The organism is Pseudomonas sp. 37 R 15 (assembly GCF_900004865.1).
GTDB classification, from domain to species: Bacteria; Pseudomonadota; Gammaproteobacteria; order Pseudomonadales; family Pseudomonadaceae; genus Aquipseudomonas; species Aquipseudomonas fluorescens_AM.
This window is the reverse complement of the sequence record NZ_CVTV01000061.1, coordinates 236,967-258,979: the sequence shown is the minus strand read 5'-3', so window position 1 is coordinate 258,979 and position 22,013 is coordinate 236,967. Positions and strand designations below refer to the sequence as shown.

The window sequence follows — 22,013 nt, the reverse complement described above, 5'->3', positions numbered from 1 at the left end:
CCGTTACGCAGAAACGGATATGTACTCGTTCCAATCCAGCATCCTGGTCGGCCCAGAGGCCGCCATCGGGGGCAAGCCCCCTCCCACATTTGGACCTCGGAGTGTCAGGTAGAACCGCGTCGGCTGTCCGGCCGTCACAGGGGCAAGCCCCTCCCACATTTGGACCTCGGCGTGTCAGGTAGAACCGCGTCGGCTGTCCGGCCGTCACAGGGGCAAGCCCCCCTCCCACATCTTGGATCGGCGTAAGGCTGCTAGTCTTTTTTCAGCTTTGGATTGGGGAAGAACTGCACCGCTTGCACCTTAGGGTCGGCCGGCGCTTTCAAGGCCGAGGTATTGACCCGCGTACCCAGCTCCCTGGGCACTGACAGCCCCTGGTCATTGAGCGTATCGGTATAGCCGCAGGCCACACATTCGCGGTGCGGCACGTCGTCTTCGGTCCACATCTTCAGCTTGTCCGGCTCGCTGCACGCCGGGCAGACCGCCCCGGCGATGAATTGCTTTTTGGTAATCACAGGCCCTTCACTCATGCTGCCGCGTCCTCACTCAGGCCGCTGTGGCGCAAGAGTGCGTCAATCGACGGCGCCCGTCCGCGGAAGTCGACGAACAACACCATCGGTTCCTGGGAACCGCCCCGTGCGAGAATCGCTTCCCGGAAGGCGCGGCCGGTCTGCGCATTGAGCACGCCGTCTTCTTCGAACTTGGAGAAGGCATCCGCCGAGAGCACTTCGGCCCACTTGTAGCTGTAGTAACCCGCCGCATAACCGCCGGCGAAGATATGCGCAAAGCTATTGGGGAAACGATTGTAGGCCGGCGGACGCATCACCGAGACCTCATCGCGCACACCTTCCAGCACCTGCGCCACACTGCGACCGTCGCCGTGGGTGGCGTGCAGTTCGAAGTCGAACATCGAGAACTCCAGCTGGCGCACCATCATCAGGCCGGACTGGAAATTCTTCGCCGCGAGCATTTTTTCCAGCAGGTCCTGGGGCAACGGTTCACCGGTTTCGTAATGACCGGAAATCAGCGCCAGGCCTTCAGGCTCCCAGCACCAGTTCTCCATGAACTGGCTCGGCAACTCCACCGCATCCCAGGCGACGCCGTTGATACCGGATACGCCGGCGTGTTCAACGCAGGTCAACAGGTGGTGCAGGCCATGGCCGAATTCGTGGAACAGGGTGGTGACTTCATCGTGGGTCAGCAGGGCAGGCTTGCCACTGTCGGCCGGGGTGAAGTTGCACACCAGGTTGGCCACCGGGCTTTGCAGCACGCCATCGACGGTGCGGCGGCGGTCGCGGGCGCCGTCCATCCAGGCACCGCCACGCTTGTTGGCGCGGGCATACAAGTCAAAGAAGAAGCGGCCGACGTGCTGGCCGTTTTCCTTGATCTCGAACAGGCGCACGTCCGGGTGCCAGGCGTCGAAACCTTTCTGCTCGGCGATTTCGATGCCATACAGGCGCTGCACAATGGCGAACAGGCCGCCCAGCACCTTGTCGATCGGGAAGTAGGCGCGCAGGGCTTCCTGGGACACGCTGTAGCGCTGCTCGCGCAGTTTTTCGCCGTAGAAACCGCTGTCCCAACTTTGCAGGTCGGCACAACCTTGTTCGGCGGCGTAGGCCTTGAGCTGCTGCAGGTCCTGGGTCGCGAACGGCTTGCTGCGCCGGGCCAGGTCGCGCAGGAAACTCAGCACCTGATCGCTCGACTCGGCCATTTTAGTGGCCAGGCTCAGTTCGGCAAACGACGCGTAGCCCAGCAATTGAGCCAGTTCCTGACGCAAGTCGAGGATCTGTTCCATCACCGGGCCGTTATCGTTCTGACCGGCATTCGGGCCCTGGTCCGACGCGCGGGTGCAGTAGGCCGCGTAGACTTCTTCACGCAGGGTACGGTCCTGGGCGTAGGTCATTACCGCGTAATAGCTCGGAAATTCGAGAGTGATCAGCCAGCCATCGAGACCTTTGGCCTGGGCGGCGGCGGCCATTTGCGCCTTGGCCGAATCGGTCAGGCCGGCGAGGGTGGCTTCGTCGCTGACGTGCCGGGTCCAGGCCTGGGTAGCGTCCAGCAACTGGTTGGAGAATTTGCTGCCCAGCTCCGACAGCTTGCTTTGCACTTCGGCGTAGCGCTTCTGCTGCTCGGGCGGCAAATCGATACCCGACAGGCGGAAGTCGCGCAGGGCGTGTTCCAGGATGGTTTTTTGCGCCACATCGAAACCAGCGGCCTCCGGGCTGTTGGCCAGGGCTTCGAAGGCCTGGAACAGTTCACGGTTCTGCCCCATCTCGGTGGAATAGGCGCTCAATGCCGGCAGGCACGCCTCATAGGCTTCGCGCAGCTCGGCGCTGTTACACACCGCATTGAGGTGGCTGACAGGGCTCCAGGCCGCGCCGAGGCGATCGTTGAGCTCGTCCATGGCCAGGACCAGACCCGCCCATGTCGGATTTTTGCCCTGGCTTTGCAGGATGTCTGCGATCGCTGCACGGTTGTCGGCCAGGATCTGTTCGATGGCCGGCTGGACATGCTCGGCACGGATCGCCGAGAACGGCGGCAGGTCGTAGGGCTGCAGAAGGGGGTTGTTCGCGCTCACGGTTGGCACCTTGGCTGAAGAAACAGATAAGACAAAGATGGGGCCATCTTAATTACAATCAACACCCACCGCAGCTATCAGTACAACAGAGAGAGGCTATCGTGACCCTTCGCACCTATCAGAATCACACGCCAACCCTGGGCACCGGGGCTTTTGTCGATGTTTCGGCGGTGGTGATCGGCGATGTCGAAATCGGCGCCGACAGCTCGGTCTGGCCATTGACGGTTATTCGCGGCGACATGCACCGTATCCGTATCGGTGCGCGCACCAGCGTGCAGGACGGCTGTGTCCTGCACATCACCCACGCCGGCCCGTTCAACCCGGACGGTTTCCCGCTGTTGATCGGTGACGACGTCACCATCGCTCACAAAGTCATGCTGCATGGCTGCACCGTGGGCAGCCGCATCCTGATTGGCATGGGCAGCATCGTCATGGACGGCGCAGTGGTGGAGGATGACGTGATCATTGGGGCCGGCAGTCTGGTGCCGCCGGGCAAGAAACTCGACAGCGGCTTTTTGTATGTTGGCAGTCCGGTTAAACAGGTCCGCCCACTGACCGACAAGGAGCGTGCCTTTTTCACCTACAGCGCGGCGAACTACGTGAAGCTCAAAGACCTGCACATCGCGCAAGGATTCGACCAATGACCCTGCACCACCAGACCGTGCTGTTCGACCTGGATGGCACCCTCACCGACCCGCGCGAGGGCATCACCCGGTCGATCCAGTACGCCCTCGGCAAACTGGACATCGACGAGCCGGACCTGACCCGGCTCGAACACTTCATCGGCCCGCCGTTGCTGCAGGCGTTCATGCAGTTCTATGGCTTCGACGAGGCCAAGGCGTGGGAAGCGGTGAATTTCTATCGCGAGCGCTTCAAGGTCACCGGACTTTATGAAAACCAGATATTCGACGGCGTGATGCCCTTGCTGGAAGAACTGAACCGCCAGGGCCGCCAACTGTATGTGGCGACATCCAAGCCGTGGGAATTCGCCCGCGAGATCGCGCGGCATTTCGACTTTGCCAAGCACTTCAAGGTGATTTACGGCAGCGAGATGGATGGCACGCGCACCAACAAGGTCGAGCTGATCGCCCACCTGGTGCGTGAAGAAGGGCTGGACCCGGCCACCACCTTGATGATCGGTGATCGCAAGCATGACCTGATCGGCGCGCGCAGCAATGGGCTCGACTCGGCGGCGGTAGGCTATGGGTTTGGCAGCTTTGAAGAGCTGAATGCCGAAGCGCCGACCTGGCATTTTGAGACGTTGGCAGACATGCATCAGGCATTTTTGCAGCGGCCTTGAGGCCGCCATCGGGGGCAAGCCCCCTCCCACAATTGACCTGTGTACACCGCTCAAAATGTGGGAGGGGGCTTGCCCCCGATGAGGCCCTAAAGAGCAGCTTTCTCCAACTGCCTCAACACCGCCCTGCGCTGCTCCACCGGCAACCCTCCCAACTTCTCCACCGCCCCATAGAATTTCACCCAATCCCGCCCTTCCTGCGCAAACAACGCCGCAAACGCCGGCACCCACTGGTCGTACAGCCCGAACGGCAGCAGCCGCGCGTTGTTCATCGGCTGGTTGATCCACGCGTCATAACGCTTGTCGCCGCCCCACTGGCTGTCGCGCAGTTGGCGGTACTCCCTGCGCAGGCGTTCGAACTGCGCGGCCTTGGCCTGGCGCATCACATCGGCCGCCAACGGCTGGGCGTAGAGGTTTTCCAGGCGTTTGCGGGTATCGAGTATCAACTGGGTAAACCGGTCGCGCTGCTGCAACGTCGCATCGCTCAGCGGCGCCAGGCCACGCGCGGCGCGCCATTGCCGCGTACCTTCCTGCTCGACAAAGCTGGCGAATGACTCATTGAATTCGGTGTCGTCCTTCACGTAGACGCGCTGATGCGCCAGCTCGTGGAAGATCAGCGTGGCCAAACGCTCATCGCCCCAGTTCATCATCGAACTGATGATCGGGTCGTTGAACCAGCCCAGCGTGGAATAGGCTTCGACGCCGCCAATCGCCACGTCCATGCCTTGTTGGCGCAGCAACGCCGCCTCGCCACGCGCCGCACCCTGGCTGTAATAGCCGCGGTAGGCCACGCAACCGGCGATGGGGAAGCAGTGGTTTTGCGCAGACAAAGAAAATTCCTGCGTGGCGAAGACATTCCACACCACATAGGGTCGACCAATATCGGCATACAGCCGGTAGCTTTGATTGTCGGGCAAGTACAGCTGTTCGCTGGCGAACGCGCGGGCCTTCTGGGATTGAAGCAGATGCTCACGCAACGATTGAGGACGGGCCGGATCGGCGATGACCTCGGCCACCGGTTCCCGCGCCCGCAGCAGTTGCCACTGGCCACTTGCTAACTGGCCGTAGTAACTGACGCTGGAGCAGCCGCTGAGCAACATAACCATCAACCCTGGAAGAAAACGCCTGATCATGCCGCGACTGCTCCTGGGTAGTGGGTGCGCGTGAAGTGAATTTGAATGTTCCGCGTGATGGCGTGTTTATACTCAAAATATCTTCTCGCGTTGAGTACCTGCCATGCGCCAGCTTTTGTATCCCGTCGCCGCCCTGTTGCTCAGCGCTTGTGCATCGACGCCGATCCCACCCGTGGACCCGCAGCAGGCCTGGGTGGATTTCACCACACCCACCCCGGGCGCCAAATTGGTCATGGCTCAGCGCCTGGACGGGAAAAACCTCGAAGACGGGCGCTATTTCCAAATGCCGCCCGGGGCCCACGAACTGATGGTGCGCTTCGACTTCGAAGTGCCCGCCGGTGGTGGGTTGGGGGGGCTCAGCCAGATGATGTACCGAACCTGCTTCATGACCTTGCAGTACGACCACTTCCAGGCCGGCCAGCGCTACGTACTGGAAGGGCGCTCACTGGCGTTCACGCCCAACATCCGCCTATATGACTCGACGCGCCAGTTGCTGGCTGAAGAGCGCAGCGTGAACTGCATCTGATCAGTCGTTGTTCTTCTGGTAGAGGATGCGCTTGGTGCCGTTTTCGCACGTGCCGACGATCATGGCGCTGTCGTGATTCTTGGCTTCCTCGGCCGTGATGATTTCCAGGGTATAGGACGGGATCGCCTTGGCCTGGATGTTTACTTCGATTTCCTTGCGGAGCTCTTCGCAGTCTTTTGGCGCGGCCACAGCCGAAGTGGCCAATACGCCGCAGATGACCGCCAAAGCAAAACGTTTCATGTGTGTAGCTCCCTGAATGCATTGCGCACGGGTGTGCGTCTAGGCTGCATAGGCTATAGGACCACATTTAGGAAACACGAGTTCTTATTTAACGCAGAACAAAAAATGTGGGAGGGAGCTTGCTCCCGACAGCGGTGCATCAGTCATATATGCTTCGACTGACACTCTGCTATCCGGAGCAAGCCCCCTCCCACACGATCCTGGGGTTAGCTCACCAGCGTGGCATCCAGGGTGATGGTTGCGTTCAGCACTTTGGATACCGGGCACCCTTCCTTGGCCTTTTTGCTCAGTTCGTCGAACTGCGCCTGGCTGGCGCCCGGAATCTTGGCTTTAAGCACCAGATGCACAGCGGTAATCGCAAAACCGCCCTCGACCTGATCGAGCGTCACCTGGGCTTCGGTGTCGATGCTGTCAGCCTTAAGGCCTGCATCGCCGAGAATCATGGAAAACGCCATAGAGAAACAGCCGGCGTGGGCCGCACCGATCAGCTCTTCAGGGTTGGTACCCTTGCCGCCTTCGAAACGGGCCTTGAAGCCATAGGGCGCTTCGCGCAGCACGCCGGTCTCGGTGGAAATGGAACCCAGGCCGGTCTTCAGATCACCTTCCCAATGCGCGGATGCCTTTTTAACGATACTCATAGCTTTCTCCTCGAACGGTGGTTTTGCGTCGGTAAGGTTCTGAGGATAGACGCCATGGCAAAGTTCATCTTGTCGGAAAGACCTACCAAATAAGTAGGAAATTTCATAACTGCTATTGAATCTCGGGTATATGCCCTCATTGCATAGAACATGCACATGAAGCGGCAGGTTTTAGTTCGTCTAAGAAGCCTGCGCCCCTATTGGAGAAGCAGGCTATGAAATCGCTGTCCGACGTAAAGTTCTCGACCCTCGACCTGGTGCCCGTGCGCGCCAATGGCAGTGCGGCGCAATCGCTGCGCAATTCCCTGGACCTTGCCCAGCATGTGGAAAAGCTCGGCTATAACCGTTTCTGGGTGGCCGAACACCACAATATGGACGGTATCGCCAGCTCGGCCACGTCGGTGTTGCTCGGCTACCTGGCCGGTGGGACCTCGACCATCCGTGTCGGCTCCGGCGGGGTGATGCTGCCCAACCACGCGCCGCTGGTGATCGCCGAGCAGTTCGGCACCCTGGAGAGCCTGTACCCTGGCCGTATCGACCTGGGCCTTGGCCGTGCGCCCGGTTCCGACCAGATGACCGCCCGCGCCCTGCGCCGTGAACGCTCCGGCAGCGCGGACGACTTCCCGCAAGACGTGGCCGAGCTGATGGCCTACCTCGGACCGCGCACGCCCGATCAGCGAGTGATCGCGGTACCGGGCACCGGCACCAACGTGCCGGTATGGTTGCTGGGCTCGAGCCTGTTCAGCGCGCAATTGGCCGGTGAACGTGGCTTGCCCTACGCCTTCGCCTCACATTTCGCACCGCGCCTGATGCATGAAGCGATTCGGGTGTACCGCAATCACTTCACGCCGTCGGCCGTGCTGGACAAGCCCTACGTGATGCTCGGCATTCCGCTGGTCGCCGCTGACACCGATGAACAGGCCGACTACCTGGCCACCTCGGTGTACCAGCGCATTCTCGCGCTGATGCGTGGGCAAAGCCTGGTGCAGCGCCCGCCGGTGAAAAGCATGGACGGCCTGTGGCTGCCCCACGAGAAAGAGGCGGTGGGCAGTTTCCTCGGCCTGGCGATGGTGGGCAGCCCGGCGAAAATCCGCGCCAAACTGCAGGTGCTGATCGAACAGACCGGCGCCGACGAACTGATCTTTACCTGCGACCTGTATGAGCATGCCGATCGGATTCATTCCTACGAGCTGCTGGCGCAGGTGATGAAGGGCTAAACCCCCAGACGAAAAAAAACCGACGCGCCTGCGTCGGTTTTTCAGGTCTGCAACACGGGATTAACCGCGCTTGTAGACGATTTCCTTGGTGCCGCCTTCGCAACTGCCAATCACTTGGCCATCGGCGGCAGCGCCTTTGTCCACAACATCCAGCGAATAGTGCTGAACGCCCTTGGCATCAAGCTTTGCCGCGAGTTCGCTTTTCAGCTCGTCACAAGGTTTGCCCGCCGCCAGGGCCGTACCTGCAATGCTCAACAAACCTACCGCCAACAAGAACTTCTTCATCCGATACTTTCCTTGCGCTGGTCGAAAAGAGCATGCCGACGCTTAAGGCGTCGGCATGCATTGGGTGTAGCGCAGGTTATGGCAATCGGCCAGCGATCAAAGTTCCACGCGCCCGATCAACTAGTGGCAATTCGGAATCCCACCTTGAGAGTGACCTGATAGTGCGCGACCTTGCCATTCTCGATATGCCCACGTGTTTCAGTCACTTCAAACCACTCCAGATGCTTGAGGCTTTTGCTGGCTTCGGCCAGGGCATTCTGGATCGCATCTTCGATGGTGGTGGTGGATGAGCCGACCAATTCGACTTTCTTGTAGGTGTGATGTTCGCTCATGGCATTTCTCCTAGGGTCGTCAATCAAGACTAGCAGTGAATATTCGTACTGCTTGAGGCGACCGCTTGGCTACGAAAGTTCAGATTTAATGCACTTTCTGAAACGGCCGCAGTCGGTATCTACACACGCCACTCAATCACTTCAGGAGATGTCCACATGGCCAACACTTCTTTACGCAAAGCGTCGCTGGAAAGCATGGAAGCCGAGATTTCGAGCCTGCTCAAATCCCTCGAGAGCCTCAAGGACGACGCATCCGATGAGTCGCGCAAAACGCTGAAGGCCCTCAAAAGCAATGCCGAGAATGCCCTCAAGCACTCTCGCCACCTGATCAGCGATGCCTACGAAGAAAGCAAAGTCAAAATCCGCGAAACCGGCGTTGCCACTCGCGACTACGCACAAGAGCACCCATGGACCACAGCCGGCGTCGCTGTCGGTGCACTGGGTCTGCTGGCGGCTTACCTGCTGTGCAAACGCGGCGACTAAACGATTTGGCGCGCCAGCTCAGCCTTGAGCCACTGCGCCAATTGCCCGGCGCGCCCATCTGCGGCGCGCTTGGGTAGCCACAACGCCAGGTGCGCCGGAGTTTCACTGAAGCCCCACGGCGCTACCAGCCGACCCGCTCGCAGGTCCTCTGCCACCAGCGGTTGAGGCGCAATCGCCACGCCCAGGCCCGCCACGGCCGCCTCCAGCAAATAATACAAATGTTCAAAACCCTGGCCGAATTTCAGCGCGCCGGGCTCGATCCCGTGTTGCTGCGCCCAGCTGGGCCAGGCCTGCGGGCGCGATGTGGTGTGTAACAGAGGCTCGCCACGCAAGGCCTGGGCGGGTGCCTGGCGCAGGCGCTCGTAACCGGCGAATCGTGGACTCATGACCGCGCCGATGCGCTCGCTGGCCAGCTCATACACCTGCATATCCGCCGGCCACGGTGGCTCGGCGAATACCAGCAAGGCATCAAGGCCGGGGCGCCTGGGGTCGAGATCGCCGTCACCCGCCGACAGGTGCAGACGCAAGTCCGGCAAGTCGGCATTCAAGCGCCCCAGACGCGGGATCAACCAGCGGGCCAGCAGGCTGCCCGAGCATCCCAGTACAAACGGTGCGTCGGCGCTGCGCTGGGTGAGTTCGGCACACACATCGCGCAGACGCTCGAACGCCTCGGCGCTGGCGTCGCGCAACCTTGCCCCCGCATCTGTGAGTTTAAGGCCGCGCCCGTCTTTGACGAACAGGCTGACCCCCAAGTGTTCTTCCAGCACTTTCAACTGGCGACTGACTGCGCCATGGGTGACATGCAATTGCTCCGCAGCTTGGCTGACGCTGCTGAGACGGGCGGTGGCCTCAAACGCGCGCAGCGCATTGAGCGGCGGAAGATCTCGACTCATATGTGAGTTTTCCTGACAGGTTGCGGCGATCTTATCGGTTTTCAGCCCGCAGCGGCAGGGGTAGAGTGGTCCTCATTGTTTTCCACACCCCTTCATTCCTGGAGCGTCCCATGACTCAGTCCCAGACCGACCTGCGCAACGGCCCTGACGTCAACGGCCTGTTTGGCGCGTTCGGCGGCCGCTACGTCGCTGAAACCCTGATGCCGTTGATCCTCGAACTGGCCCGTGAATACGAAGCAGCCAAGATCGATCCGGCGTTCAACGAAGAATTGGCCTACTTCCAGCGCGATTACGTCGGACGCCCAAGCCCGCTGTACTTCGCTGAACGCCTGACCGAGTTCTGCGGCGGCGCCAAGATCTACCTCAAGCGCGAAGAGCTGAACCATACCGGGGCGCACAAGATCAACAATTGCATCGGCCAGATCCTGCTGGCTCGACGCATGGGCAAGAAGCGCATCATCGCCGAGACCGGCGCCGGCATGCACGGCGTGGCCACTGCCACCGTCGCCGCGCGCTTTGGCCTGCAATGCGTGATCTACATGGGCACCACCGACATCGAACGCCAACAGGCCAACGTGTTTCGCATGAAGCTGCTGGGCGCTGAAGTGATCCCGGTGGTCGCCGGCACCGGTACCCTGAAAGACGCAATGAACGAAGCCCTGCGTGACTGGGTCACCAATGTCGACAGCACCTTCTACCTGATCGGCACCGTGGCCGGCCCGCACCCGTACCCGGCCATGGTGCGCGATTTCCAGGCCGTGATCGGCAAGGAAACCCGCGACCAATTGCAAGCCCAGGAAGGCCGCCTGCCGGACAGCCTGGTGGCGTGCATCGGCGGCGGCTCCAATGCGATGGGCTTGTTCCACCCATTCCTGGATGACACCAGCGTCGAGATCATCGGCGTTGAAGCAGCCGGCCATGGCATCGAAACCGGCAAGCATGCCGCCAGCCTCAATGGCGGGGTACCCGGTGTATTGCACGGCAACCGCACCTTCCTGCTGCAGGACGATGACGGCCAGATCATCGACGCGCACTCGATCTCCGCAGGCCTGGACTACCCCGGCATCGGCCCTGAACACGCCTGGTTGCACGACATCGGCCGCGTCCAGTACACCTCGGTGACCGACGATGAAGCCCTCGACGCCTTCCACAAATGCTGCCGCCTGGAAGGGATCATTCCAGCACTGGAAAGCGCACACGCCCTGGCTGAAGTCTTCAAACGCGCACCGACCCTGCCCAAGGACCACCTGATGGTGATCAACCTGTCCGGCCGGGGCGACAAAGACATGCAGACCGTCATGCACCATATGGAACAGTCCCAGCAGGAGAAACATTGATGAGCCGCCTGCAAACGCGCTTCGCGCAACTCAAAGAGCAGAACCGCGCCGCCCTGGTGACCTTCGTCACCGCCGGCGACCCGGGTTATGACGCCTCGCTGGCGATCCTCAAGGGCCTGCCCGCTGCCGGAGCCGACGTGATCGAGCTGGGCATGCCCTTCACCGACCCGATGGCCGATGGCCCGGCCATCCAATTGGCCAACATCCGTGCGCTGGAGGCCAAGCAGAACCTGGCGAAAACCCTGCAGATGGTTCGCGAGTTCCGCAAAGACAACAACGACACGCCGCTGGTGTTGATGGGCTACTTCAACCCGATCCACAAGTACGGTGTGCCGCAATTCATCACCGATGCCAAGGCAGCTGGCGTAGACGGCCTGATCGTGGTGGACATGCCGCCTGAACATAACGGCGAACTGTGCGATCCGGCCCAGGCGGCGGGTATCGACTTTATCCGCCTGACCACGCCGACCACCGACGACGTACGCCTGCCGACGGTGCTCAACGGCAGCTCCGGCTTTGTGTACTACGTGTCGGTGGCGGGTGTGACCGGTGCCGGCGCGGCCACCCTGGAGCACGTCGAAGAAGCCGTGAATCGCCTGCGTCGCCACACCGACCTGCCGATCAGCATCGGCTTCGGCATCCGTACGCCGGAGCAAGCGGCGGCCATTGCGCGCCTGGCGGACGGGGTGGTGGTGGGGTCTGCGCTGATCGATCACATCGCCAGCGCCGGCAGCGACCAGCAAGCGATCGATGGTGTATTGAGCCATTGCGCAGCGCTATCGGAAGGCGTGCGTAACGCTCGTCGGTAAGCGCGCCTGTCTGGATTCTTGCGCTAGGCTTGTGGGGTGACATGCAGTCATCCCACAAGCACTTCATGCGCCTTGTCGTCTAACCGCCTCCGCAAGCCCCCCGCAGTTCTTGCCTCTCGGTTGTTAAGTTAGCTGCATCAGAAGTCATCTTTGGCTCTTAAGGAGTACATCATGGCATTTGATCTCATCACGTCTTCAGACCCCCGTCATTCCACCTTGCAAAAAGGCTTCAACCTGCGCTGGCCATTGGGCAACCAGCAGGGCGAGTCGTCGCCCAATGGCGCCAATCGCATCTACCTCTGCCACAGTCCCCAGGACATCGTCGACGCCGCCGCCGAGGCGCTGGCGGTCACCGATGGGCGTATCACGGTTCGAAGCGGTGGTCACTGTTACGAAGGTTTCGTCTCCAACAAGATGCCCGGCAACGGCGACGAGGTGTTATCGATCCTGGATATCAGCCCTCTGAACCAAGTGGTCTACGCTGCCGATGGGCAAATCGCTTCCCAGCTGGTGCCGGCGCGGCCCGAGCGCTACGGTTTTCGCCTGGAGGCGGGTGCGCAGAACTGGGACGCCTACGTCAGGTTGTACAAGCTGGCCAATAAAACACTGCCGGGGGGCTCATGCTATTCGGTCGGGCTGGGCGGGCATATCTGCGGGGGCGGCTATGGGTTGTTGTCACGCAAGCATGGCCTGGTGTGCGATTGGCTGCACGGTGTGGATATGTTGGTGCCCAATGCACAGGGAACCGGCCTGACACCTGTGCATGTCTCGCGAGACAGCACAGACCCTGACGAGCTCGACCTCTTCGCGGCGTGCTGCGGCGCAGGCGGTGGTCAATTCGGCATCATCACCAGCTACTACTTCAAGGCACTGCCCGAGGCGCCGAAGGAAGTGCTATGGCTGGTGCTGGAATGGGATTGGTCGCTGCTGACCGATAAGTCCAGACTCGACAACCTGCTTATCGCCTATCAAAACTGGTTCGCCGTTAACCAGCGCAATCCCGACACCTGGGGGTTGGCCACCAAACTGGAGATGCGCCATCTGCACACCGGTAATGTGACCCTGGGCATCCACTACGTCGATCGGGACGGAGGGCTGGAGGACCAGGCGCCCTTCGTGGATTTCGTCGAAAAAATGCTCGCGGCCATTGGCCTGCCCGCGACGGAATGCCTGGTGCCGTTTTACGTTGTGCATATGCCAAGCGGCGGCGCCAGCGGACGCACCATCAGTGCATTGCCAGACGCATTAGCGGCCACGCGGCGCCTGGATTGGCTGGTGTGCCAGCAAACCTTGAATGGTTCAGGGGACAATCTGCGAGGGCGCTACAAGTCGGCCTATCAGAAGGGTGAATTCACCCCTCAGGTGCTCCAGGCGATCTGGGACACGCTGCACCTGGACGCCCCCGAGGAACACTTGACCCAGAGCCTGATACAAATCCAGTCGTTTGGCGGGCGCATCAATGAGCCCTCACCGGCGGTGCGCAAGGAGTCGTCGGTTTCGCAACGCTCCTCCTATCTGAAGTGGCAGCCCCAATGTTATTGGCACGATGCCAGCGAGGCGGCGGATCAGGCCCACGCCCGATGGATTCAGGGACTGTTTTTCCAAGCGTTCGTCAATGACCAGGGAGTACCGATCAATGACCAGTTCGAGGGCTGCTATATCAACTATCCGGACCTCGACATGACCCACGTCGGCGGTGATCCGGCCAACCCTAAAAACCCCTTTTGGTACAAGATTTTCTGCCCCGAGACGCCGATAGAAAGTCGCCTGCGCCGCACCAAGCGGCATTGGGACCCGCACAATGTGTTCCGTAACGAGATGTCCGTGCCGTAGACAGATAAAAAAGGCGACCTTACGGTCGCCTGATTTCACAGCTCAATGCGCTCGACCTTGCCCACCAGCAACACGTAGGAAAGCGCGCCAAGCAACGCCAGCACTGCGATATAGGTAATCGCCGGCGCAAACGAATCACCGCTGGCGAGAAAACCAATCACGATCGGCGTGGCAATGGCTGACAAGTTGCCGATGAAGTTGAACACGCCACCGGTCAGCCCCAGCAAGCGCGCTGGCGCCAGCGTGGACACCAGCGACCAGGTGATCGATGCCAGGCCATTGCCGAAAAACGCCACCGCCAGGAACGCTATCACCCAGGCGGTGGAGTCCACGTAGTTGGCGCCGATGATCGCGGTGGAAATCAGCAGCCCGCCAATGATCGGCAACTTGCGCGCAAAGCCCACCGACGCGCCCCGGCGGATCAGCCAGTCGGAAAAAATCCCGGAGCACAGGACACCGACGAACGCCGCCAGAAACGGCAGTGAAGCGAGCAGACCGGACTTGATGAAATCCATGCCGCGATACTTCACCAGGTAGGTCGGGAACCAGGTCAGGAAAAACCACAGGGTGGAATTCAGGCAGAACTGCCCCAGGTAGATGCCCCATAACTTGCGCTTGCTCAGCACAATGCCCAGGTCAACCCAGCTGAACGGCGCCTTGGCCGTGTGTGCCTGCATATCCACCAGGCCACCGCCGTCACGGATCAGCTGGATTTCCGCCGCGTTGGCGCCTTTGAAATCCTTGGGCTCGCGGTACACCGCGTACCAGATCAGCGCCCATAAAATGCCGACGCCACCGGTGGCGACGAACACCATGTGCCAGCCGAACGCATGCTGCAGCCACGCCAGCACGGGGGTGAGAAACGCCAGCCCGACGAACTGCCCGGAGGTGTAGACGCCAATCGCCGTGGCGCGCTCACGCTCGGGAAACCAGGTGGTCACGACCCGGCTGTTGATCGGATAAGCCGGGGCTTCCAGGGCGCCGACAGCCATGCGCAACACGAACAATGCGATGAAGCTTGCGGCAAAGCCAAGCATGACGGTGGCGATGGACCACAACAGCAGGGCGACGGTGTAGAGAATGCGCGGGGGCACACGGTCGACCAACCAGCCGCCAGGGATCTGCATCGCGGCATAGGTCCAGCCGAACGCCGAGAAAATCAGCCCGACATGGACTGGGTCGATGCCCAGCTCGCTGGTCAGCGCGGGAGCGGCAATCGACAGGTTGCTGCGGTCGAGGTAGTTGATCACCACGGTGATGAACAGCAGCACCATGATGAAGAAGCGCTTTCGGCTGGGCGTGACTAAAGAAGCCTGTCCGGTGAGGGGTTCAGGGTGCATGGGGAAGTGCCTCTTTTTATGTTTATTGAGGTCTGAAAAACTGAGCTGACTGAAGAAACCGGATCAAATGTGGGAGGGGGCTTGCCCCCGATTGCGGTCTGTCATCCACTGATGTACTGGCTGTTCCACCGCCATCGGGGGCAAGCCCCCTCCCACATTTTTGACCACATTTTAGCCAGTCAACATCACCACTCGGCGAAACTGCCGTCGGCATGGCGCCAGATCGGGTTGCGCCAGCGATGGCCGATGGCCGCGCGCTCGACCACGTATTCCTCGTTGATCTCGATGCCCAGGCCCGGCCCGTTGGGGATTTTCACGAAGCCCTGGTCATAATCGAACACGCCCGGGTCGCGCACGTAGTCGAGCAGGTCGTTGCTCTCGTTGTAGTGAATGCCCAGGCTTTGTTCCTGGATAAACGCGTTGTAGCACACCGCATCCAATTGCAGGCAGGCCGCCAGGGCAATCGGGCCCAGCGGGCAGTGCAGGGCCAGGGCCACGTCATAGGCTTCGGCCATGTTGGCGATCTTGCGGGTTTCGGTGATGCCGCCGGCGTGGGACGCATCCGGCTGAATGATGTCGACATAACCTTCACTGAGCACTCGCTTGAAATCCCAGCGCGAGAACAACCGCTCGCCCAGGGCAATCGGGGTGCTGGTCAGCGGTGCCAGTTCCTTGAGGGCCTCGTAGTTTTCGCTGAGCACCGGTTCTTCGATGAACATCAGCTTGTACGGGTCCAGTTCCTTCATCAGGACCTTGGCCATGGGCTTGTGCACGCGACCATGAAAATCGACGCCAATGCCGACGTTAGGGCCGACCGCATCACGCACGGCAGCGACGTTGGCCAGGGCCAGGTCGACCTTTTCGAAGCTGTCGACAAACTGCAGCTCTTCGGTGCCGTTCATTTTCACCGCAGTGAAGCCACGGGCCACGGCCTCTTTGGCGGCGCGGGCGGTGTCGGCGGGGCGGTCGCCACCAATCCATGAATACACGCGGATCTTGTCACGCACCTGGCCGCCCAGCAGGTCGCTGACGGACACGCCCAGGGCCTTGCCCTTGATGTCCCACAACGCCTGGTCGATACCGGCGAGGGCGCTCATGTGCACAGCGCCACCGCGGTAGAAACCGCCGCGATAGAGCACAGTCCAGATGTCTTCGATATTGCGTGGGTCTTTACCGATCAGGTAGTCGGACAATTCTTCGACGGCAGCGGCCACGGTGTGGGCGCGACCTTCAACCACGGGCTCACCCCAGCCGGTGACGCCCTGGTCGGTTTCGACTTTGAGGAAGCACCAGCGCGGCGGGACGATGAAGGTCGTCAGTTTGGTGATTTTCATCTGTTGTCTCTCTTATAGATGCAGCGCCAGCAGGCGCGGAACTTGAAATCAGCTCAGGGCTTTCCAGGCCGCGACATAAGCCTGGGCACGGCTCGCAACCTGCTCTACGGTCATACCCGGCTTGAACAACCCGGACCCCAGCCCGAAGCCCTTGGCACCGGCGTCGGTGAACACTTGCATGTTGTCCGGCGTAATACCGCCCACCGGCAGCAGCAACGTGCCCGCCGGCAATACCGCAAGCCACGCCTTGATGACCGCCGGGCCCATTTGCTCGGCCGGAAACAACTTCAATACATCGGCACCTTCGGCCAGTGCGGCAAAGGCTTCGGTCGGCGTGGCGACGCCCGGCGACAGATACAAGCCGGCTGCTTTCGCCGCCCGCAATACCTTGGCATCGCTGTGGGGCATCACGATCACCTGGCCGCCGGCGGCCTTGACCTGCTCGACCTGCTCGGGCGTCAGCACCGTCCCGGCACCAATCAGGCAATCGGCGGGCAGGCTGTCGCGCAGGGTGCGGATGCTGGTGTAGGGGTCCGGCGAGTTAAGCGGCACTTCGATGACGCGAAAACCGGCCTGGTACAGCGCCTGGCCGACGGCTTCGGCTTCGTCCGGGCGCACACCGCGCAGGATCGCGATCAGACCGTTTTGTGCAAGTGCTCTTTTAAGCATGTCAGGCCTCCGTTACAGGTTGAGTGAGCCCGGCCGCCACGGCCAGTTGCCACAAACCGCGCTCGCTGGCTGCCTGCGCCAGGCTGACGTCGGCGAAGCCGCAAAGCGCGAGGGCACGTTGATAGCGGGCGCAGAGGGGGGCGGCACCGACCAGGACGATCGGCTTGGGTTTTGCGCTGTCGGGTAAACCGGCGAGTTCATGACCGATCAGCAGGCCGGACAGGTAGTCGGGCTGCTGCTCAGGCGTCAGTTGGGCGGTCAGGCCGAGGGTGCGGGCACTGAACAGGGTCGAGAGCACGCCGCGCTGGCCGTCCGCCGAAAGCGCCACATGCACGCCGCGATCAAACGCCTCGGTCTGGAAATGTTCCGATGATTTCTGGGTGCGTCCCAGGATGCTGTGCTGGCTCAATACGGCGAACAGCTCACCGGTCATGAACGTGTCGAAGTGAGTGATACATCCCTCGACCACCTCGACCCATTTGGAATGGCTGCCCGGCAGGCCGATCAGTACTTCGCTCGCAAGCCCGTGCAGCACACCGAGCACCTGGGTTTCTTCGCCGCGCATCACATTGGGCAGGCCGACCTGTTCGATCACGCCCGGCACGATATGCACATCAACGCCACGCACGCTGCGCACCTTATGCAGCGCCAGGCCCAGGCTGGCCACATCCACCGGGGTGTTGCGATAAGCCGCTTCGCTCCAGCCCTGTGCGCTGCCGACCATGCCGCAGGCAATCACCGGCAGTTCGGGCTGGGCGTCGAGCCAGTCCCCACACGCGGTGTCGAAGGCCAGCTCGAAACCATTGCTGCAGCGCACGCCCGCAATGTCACGCGGTTCGTTGGGCAAATGCATGATGCCCGACGCCAGTGAGCGTTGCTCCAGCACCACGCCGGCGGGGCCTAGTTTGTAAGCACGAAGGGAGCTGGTTCCCCAATCGAGCGCGATCAATTGCGCCTGCATCGCTTCACCTGAAATGAGTGGGTGCTGAAAAAAGCAGATGGGCGAATATAAACCTAAGCTTTGTAATATCTCAATATATAAATAACAGTCCCATATATTGGGAAAATGCCGCAAAAAATCCTACGCATTCTTGGGAAAATGAGCATTGCAGCCGCCTGGACAGGTTAAAAAATCGACAAATCCAGCTCGCGCATCGCACCCATCCAGATCGCGTAATCGGTGTGATCCTTCAGGTCATCGCCAGTCTCGGGGTGCAGGAACACCACCAGGCCGTTGCGATGCAGCGCCAGCCACGGCAATACCACGCCAATGTATTCCGGCTCGAATGCCAACTGGCAGCTCCAGTCCGGGTGCGGGCCCACCGGACGCTCATGCACGCGCCCCATGCGCAGCGGGAACAGCGCTGCCGCGTCTTCACACAAGGTGCGGGCCTGGTCGAGGGTGTTGGCGTCGAAGTAGATATGGGCGTGGTAGCCCTTGATACGTTGCATGACGGACTCCGGATCCACTGTGCGCCGATCCTAGACCGCAATCGACGGCAGGGCCAGCCCGGTCAATGACTGCGCACTGCTGGCCTGCTCTGCCATCAGCCAATCGACAAACCGTTCGACCAACTGCCCGCGACGCTTGCGCTGGGGCTGCACCACGTAATAGCCGAAGCGCGAGACCACCGTGTCGCTGATCGGCCTGCACAGCCAGTTCTGCTCCAGCAGGTTATCCACCAGGTGGCGCCAGCCGATCGCGACGCCCTGGCCGGCAATAGCCGCCTGAATCAGCAGCGTGTAATTGTCGAAACGCAACTGGCCAGGGGTGGGCGCGGCGCTGATCCCCAGCTCGCGAAACACACCGGCCCAATCGAACCATTGACGATTGTTTTCCTGACGCAGGTGCAGCAGGGGGTAGTCCGGCAGGGTCTGTACGGTCAGCGCAGTGGCCTGGTTGTTGAGCCACTGCGGGCTGCACACCGGGAACACTTCCTCGTTGAACAACCAAAGGCTGTCGCCTTGCTTGAAGCGTCCATCGCCAAACAGCACGGCCACGTCGATGTCGCTGCGCAGGCTGGCGTGGTTGCGCTCGCTGGTCACCAGGCTCACGTCAACCTGCGGGTTGTCCTGGTGGAAACGATGCAGGCGCGGCATCAGCCAGTAGGCGGCAAAGGCGAAGTCGGTGGCCACTTGCAGCACTTCGTGCTGGTCCTGCTGGGTGACGGTGCCCAGGCCCAGGTGGATGGTTTGCAGGCCGGCCTGCACGTGTTCGAACAGCAGGGCGCCGGCGTCGGTCAATTCGATGCCACGGTAGATGCGATCGAACAAGCGGATCGCCAACTGCTCTTCAAGCCGTTTGATCTGCTGGCTGATGGCCGGTTGGGTGGTACCCAGTTCCATCGCGGCGGCGGTGAAACTGCGCCGCCGCGCAGCTGCTTCGAACGCGCGCAACAGGTCGAGTGAGAGGTCACCCAGCGCTTCATACATAAGCTGTGCTTATCCTAGGCATTGTTCTTCATGGGCTTTACCATGTTTTTCATGGACCGCATGCTCATTGGCATAAACACCGCCTATGGAATGCCGAGAAACCATGAAGCGCAAGAACATTCTTTTCATCATGGCCGATCAAATGGCCGCGCCGCTGCTGCCGTTCTACGGACCTTCCCCGATCAAGCTGCCGAACCTGAGCCGCCTCGCCGAGCAGGGCGTGGTCTTCGACGCGGCCTACTGCAACAGTCCGCTGTGCGCGCCTTCGCGCTTTACGTTGGTCAGCGGCCAGCTGCCGAGCAAGATTGGCGCCTATGACAACGCGGCAGATTTCCCCGCCGATGTGCCCACCTACGCCCACTACCTGCGTCGCCTCGGCTACCGCACGGCGCTGTCGGGCAAGATGCATTTCTGCGGTCCCGACCAGTTGCACGGCTATGAGGAGCGCCTGACCAGCGACATCTACCCGGCCGACTATGGTTGGGCGGTGAACTGGGACGAACCGGATGTACGCCCCACCTGGTATCACAACATGGCCTCGGTGCTGCAAGCCGGGCCATGTGTGCGCACCAACCAGCTGGATTTCGACGAAGAAGTGGTGTTCAAGGCCCAGCAATATCTGTTCGATCATGTCCGCGCGGACGGCGCGCAGCCGTTCTGCCTGACCGTGTCGATGACCCATCCCCATGACCCCTACACCATTCCCAAACCGTTCTGGGACCTGTACGACGACAACGACATCCCACTGCCTGAAACACCGGCACAGGGCGATCTCGACCCGCACTCCCAGCGTTTGCTCAAGGTCTACGACCTGTGGGACAAGCCGCTGCCTGTGGATAAGATCCGCGATGCACGCCGTGCCTATTTCGGCGCGTGCAGCTACATCGACAGCAATGTTGGCAAGCTGCTGCAAACCCTGGAAGACACCGGGCTGGCCGATGACACCATCATCATCTTCTCCGGCGATCACGGCGACATGCTGGGCGAACGCGGCCTCTGGTACAAAATGCACTGGTTCGAAATGGCCGCCCGCGTGCCGCTGTTGGTCAGTGCGCCGGGGCAATTTGCGGCGCACCGTGTGTGCCAGGCCGTCTCGACCGCCGACCTGTTGCCCACCCTGGTAGAGTTGGCCGGCGGCGAGCTGGACCCGCGCCTGCCCCTGGATGGCCGTTCGTTGCTGGCGCACCTGCAAGGCGAGGGCGGGCACGACGAAGTGTTTGGCGAATACATGGCCGAAGGCACCATCAGCCCGCTGATGATGATTCGCCGGGGCGCCTACAAATTCATCTACAGCGAAGACGACCCTTGTCTACTGTTCGATGTACACAACGACCCGCACGAGCGGGAGAACCTCGGTCAGTCACCTGAACACCGGCCACTGTTCGAGGCGTTTTTGGCTGAGGCGCGGGCCAAATGGGACATCCCGGCGATCCACCAACAGGTGCTCGCCAGCCAACGCCGCCGTCGCCTGGTATTCCAGGCACTGTCCCAGGGCAAGCTCAAGAGCTGGGATCACCAGCCACTGGTGGACGCCAGTCAGCAGTACATGCGCAACCATATCGACCTCGACGACCTGGAGCGCAAGGCACGTTATCCACAACCCTGCCAAAACCAGTAAATACAGAGGGAAGGCCATGCAAAAGTTAACGGTAGTGCTGGGCATGCTGGCGTTGAGCAGCGCCAATGCATACGCGGACCCCAGCTGTGAAACGGTAAAAATGGCCGATCCCGGCTGGAGCGACATTGCGGCGACCAACGCCATCACCGGTTTTCTGCTGACCGGAATGGGCTACAAGCCCAAGGTCGACACCCTCGCCGTGCCGATTACCTTTGGCGGGCTCAAGGATGGTCAGGTTGACGTGTTCCTGGGCAACTGGATGCCGGCGCAGCAGGGCTTCTATGACAAGTTCGTGGCCAATGGCGATGTCGTACAGCTGGCGAAGAACCTCGACGGCACCGAGTTCACCCTTGCCGTACCGGACTACGTGTGGGACGCGGGTGTGCATGATTTTGCCGATCTGAATAAATTCGCCGACCAGTTCGGCAAGAAGATCTACGGCATCGGCTCCGGCGCGCCGGCGAATATCTCGCTGCAGGAGATCATCAAGAAGAATGACTTTGATCTCGGCCAGTGGAAGCTGGTGGAGTCGAGTGAACAGGCGATGCTCGCCGAAGTCTCGCGAGCGGTGAAGAAACAGCGCTTCGTCACCTTCCTCGGCTGGACGCCGCACCCCATGAACGTGCAGCTGAAAATGCACTACCTCAAAGGCGGCGAGCAGTATTTTGGCAGCACCGGCAGCGTCTATACCCTGACCCGCAAGGGCTATGCGCAAGCCTGTCCGAATGTGGGCAAACTGCTGACCAACCTGAGTTTCACCCAGGAGATGGAGAACAGCATCATGGCTGACGTGGCCAACAATAAGGTCAGCAATGCCGAAGCAGCCAAGGCGTGGATCAAGGCCAATCCGGCGGTATTGGACAAATGGCTCGATGGCGTGAAAACCGTTGATGGCAAGGATGCGTTGGCAGCGGTAAAAGCCAACCTCTAAGACACACCACGATCCAAATGTGGGAGGGAGCAAGCCCCCTCCCACAAGGATCAGCATGTGCTGATACCCTGAGCCCAACCTTTGAATCCG

The 22,013-nt window shown here is 61.0% G+C and carries 24 protein-coding genes; 10 read left to right on the top strand and 14 right to left on the bottom strand.

Going from position 1 to position 22,013, the window contains the following annotated elements:
- Positions 1–251: 251 nt before the first annotated feature.
- Both BFQ04_RS26920 and prlC read right to left on the bottom strand, forming a co-directional pair.
- On the bottom strand, positions 252–527 hold the full coding sequence (locus BFQ04_RS26920; protein ID WP_065953379.1) for a YheV family putative zinc ribbon protein: 276 nt from the start codon (positions 525–527) through the stop codon (positions 252–254).
- Entirely contained in the window at positions 524–2,575 is a 2,052-nt protein-coding gene (gene prlC, locus BFQ04_RS26915) for an oligopeptidase A (RefSeq protein WP_065953378.1), read from the bottom strand. Before prlC ends, BFQ04_RS26920 begins: the two co-directional genes overlap by 4 nt.
- A gap of 101 nt (positions 2,576–2,676) precedes the next feature.
- On the opposite strand from prlC, the gene BFQ04_RS26910 reads away from it, so the two are divergent.
- The gene (locus BFQ04_RS26910) at positions 2,677–3,219 is read left to right on the top strand and encodes a gamma carbonic anhydrase family protein (protein WP_065886751.1); all 543 of its coding nucleotides are present in this window, start codon (positions 2,677–2,679) and stop codon (positions 3,217–3,219) included.
- Positions 3,216–3,875, top strand: coding sequence for an HAD family hydrolase (locus tag BFQ04_RS26905; protein WP_065953377.1), 660 nt, complete (start codon positions 3,216–3,218; stop codon positions 3,873–3,875). Before BFQ04_RS26910 ends, BFQ04_RS26905 begins: the two co-directional genes overlap by 4 nt.
- A gap of 86 nt (positions 3,876–3,961) precedes the next feature.
- On the opposite strand, the gene BFQ04_RS26900 is transcribed toward BFQ04_RS26905, so the two are convergent.
- The gene (locus tag BFQ04_RS26900) at positions 3,962–5,005 is read right to left on the bottom strand and encodes an aminopeptidase (RefSeq protein ID WP_065953376.1); all 1,044 of its coding nucleotides are present in this window, start codon (positions 5,003–5,005) and stop codon (positions 3,962–3,964) included.
- Between the two features lie 103 nt (positions 5,006–5,108).
- Between BFQ04_RS26900 and BFQ04_RS26895 the strand changes: the two genes are divergently transcribed.
- Entirely contained in the window at positions 5,109–5,531 is a 423-nt protein-coding gene (locus BFQ04_RS26895; protein ID WP_065953375.1) for a PA0061/PA0062 family lipoprotein, read from the top strand.
- Here BFQ04_RS26895 and BFQ04_RS26890 read toward each other — a convergent pair whose 3' ends face one another.
- Positions 5,532–5,771, bottom strand: a complete 240-nt coding sequence (locus BFQ04_RS26890; RefSeq protein ID WP_065953374.1) for a DUF1161 domain-containing protein — start codon at positions 5,769–5,771, stop codon at positions 5,532–5,534.
- Positions 5,772–5,977: 206 nt separating this feature from the next.
- Positions 5,978–6,409 (bottom strand): OsmC family protein, encoded by a 432-nt coding sequence (locus tag BFQ04_RS26885; protein ID WP_065953373.1) that lies wholly within the window; start codon positions 6,407–6,409, stop codon positions 5,978–5,980.
- 215 nt (positions 6,410–6,624) lie between these two features.
- Here BFQ04_RS26885 and BFQ04_RS26880 point away from each other — a divergent pair, with 215 nt between their 5' ends.
- Positions 6,625–7,626 carry an LLM class flavin-dependent oxidoreductase gene (locus tag BFQ04_RS26880; RefSeq protein WP_065953372.1) on the top strand — a complete coding sequence of 334 codons (1,002 nt, stop codon included), beginning with the start codon at positions 6,625–6,627 and terminating at the stop codon, positions 7,624–7,626.
- 60 nt (positions 7,627–7,686) lie between these two features.
- Here the strand turns inward: BFQ04_RS26880 and BFQ04_RS26875 are convergent, their stop codons facing one another.
- Together BFQ04_RS26875 and BFQ04_RS26870 are read right to left on the bottom strand one after the other, a co-directional pair.
- Complete coding sequence (locus BFQ04_RS26875) at positions 7,687–7,911, bottom strand: DUF1161 domain-containing protein (protein WP_065953371.1); 225 nt, start codon at positions 7,909–7,911, stop codon at positions 7,687–7,689.
- Positions 7,912–8,027: 116 nt separating this feature from the next.
- On the bottom strand, positions 8,028–8,243 hold the full coding sequence (locus tag BFQ04_RS26870) for a dodecin (RefSeq protein WP_065953370.1): 216 nt from the start codon (positions 8,241–8,243) through the stop codon (positions 8,028–8,030).
- Positions 8,244–8,399: 156 nt separating this feature from the next.
- Here BFQ04_RS26870 and BFQ04_RS26865 point away from each other — a divergent pair, with 156 nt between their 5' ends.
- Positions 8,400–8,726, top strand: coding sequence for a DUF883 family protein (locus BFQ04_RS26865; protein WP_003170746.1), 327 nt, complete (start codon positions 8,400–8,402; stop codon positions 8,724–8,726).
- On the opposite strand, the gene BFQ04_RS26860 is transcribed toward BFQ04_RS26865, so the two are convergent.
- Complete coding sequence (locus BFQ04_RS26860) at positions 8,723–9,619, bottom strand: LysR family transcriptional regulator (RefSeq protein ID WP_065953369.1); 897 nt, start codon at positions 9,617–9,619, stop codon at positions 8,723–8,725. The genes BFQ04_RS26865 and BFQ04_RS26860 overlap by 4 nt on opposite strands.
- 110 nt (positions 9,620–9,729) lie before the next feature.
- Here BFQ04_RS26860 and trpB point away from each other — a divergent pair, with 110 nt between their 5' ends.
- The 3 genes from trpB (at position 9,730) to BFQ04_RS26845 (ending at position 13,598) form a co-directional block, all read left to right on the top strand.
- On the top strand, positions 9,730–10,956 hold the full coding sequence (trpB, locus tag BFQ04_RS26855; protein ID WP_065953368.1) for a tryptophan synthase subunit beta: 1,227 nt from the start codon (positions 9,730–9,732) through the stop codon (positions 10,954–10,956).
- The gene (gene trpA / locus BFQ04_RS26850) at positions 10,956–11,765 is read left to right on the top strand and encodes a tryptophan synthase subunit alpha (RefSeq protein WP_065953367.1); all 810 of its coding nucleotides are present in this window, start codon (positions 10,956–10,958) and stop codon (positions 11,763–11,765) included. The genes trpB and trpA overlap by 1 nt, the downstream gene beginning before the upstream one ends.
- A gap of 171 nt (positions 11,766–11,936) precedes the next feature.
- A complete protein-coding gene (locus BFQ04_RS26845) occupies positions 11,937–13,598 on the top strand; it encodes an FAD-dependent oxidoreductase (protein ID WP_065953366.1) in 1,662 nt (553 codons plus the stop codon).
- 35 nt (positions 13,599–13,633) lie between these two features.
- Here BFQ04_RS26845 and BFQ04_RS26840 read toward each other — a convergent pair whose 3' ends face one another.
- The 6 genes from BFQ04_RS26840 to BFQ04_RS26815 form a co-directional block, all read right to left on the bottom strand.
- The gene (locus tag BFQ04_RS26840; RefSeq protein WP_065953365.1) at positions 13,634–14,938 is read right to left on the bottom strand and encodes an MFS transporter; all 1,305 of its coding nucleotides are present in this window, start codon (positions 14,936–14,938) and stop codon (positions 13,634–13,636) included.
- Between the two features lie 185 nt (positions 14,939–15,123).
- Positions 15,124–16,272 carry a galactonate dehydratase gene (gene dgoD / locus BFQ04_RS26835; protein ID WP_003187297.1) on the bottom strand — a complete coding sequence of 383 codons (1,149 nt, stop codon included), beginning with the start codon at positions 16,270–16,272 and terminating at the stop codon, positions 15,124–15,126.
- Positions 16,273–16,320: 48 nt separating this feature from the next.
- Positions 16,321–16,941: a 2-dehydro-3-deoxy-6-phosphogalactonate aldolase gene (locus tag BFQ04_RS26830; protein WP_065953364.1), complete on the bottom strand. Its 621-nt coding sequence runs from the start codon at positions 16,939–16,941 to the stop codon at positions 16,321–16,323.
- A gap of 1 nt (position 16,942) precedes the next feature.
- Positions 16,943–17,902 (bottom strand): 2-dehydro-3-deoxygalactonokinase, encoded by a 960-nt coding sequence (locus BFQ04_RS26825; RefSeq protein WP_065953363.1) that lies wholly within the window; start codon positions 17,900–17,902, stop codon positions 16,943–16,945.
- Positions 17,903–18,066: 164 nt separating this feature from the next.
- Positions 18,067–18,393 (bottom strand): DOPA 4,5-dioxygenase family protein, encoded by a 327-nt coding sequence (locus tag BFQ04_RS26820; RefSeq protein ID WP_065953362.1) that lies wholly within the window; start codon positions 18,391–18,393, stop codon positions 18,067–18,069.
- Positions 18,394–18,423: 30 nt separating this feature from the next.
- Complete coding sequence (locus BFQ04_RS26815) at positions 18,424–19,374, bottom strand: choline sulfate utilization transcriptional regulator (protein ID WP_065953361.1); 951 nt, start codon at positions 19,372–19,374, stop codon at positions 18,424–18,426.
- Positions 19,375–19,477: 103 nt separating this feature from the next.
- Here BFQ04_RS26815 and betC point away from each other — a divergent pair, with 103 nt between their 5' ends.
- Together betC and choX are read left to right on the top strand one after the other, a co-directional pair.
- Positions 19,478–20,992: a choline-sulfatase gene (betC, locus tag BFQ04_RS26810; protein ID WP_065953360.1), complete on the top strand. Its 1,515-nt coding sequence runs from the start codon at positions 19,478–19,480 to the stop codon at positions 20,990–20,992.
- 16 nt (positions 20,993–21,008) lie between these two features.
- Positions 21,009–21,923, top strand: a complete 915-nt coding sequence (gene choX, locus BFQ04_RS26805) for a choline ABC transporter substrate-binding protein (protein WP_065953359.1) — start codon at positions 21,009–21,011, stop codon at positions 21,921–21,923.
- Positions 21,924–22,013: the final 90 nt, after the last annotated feature.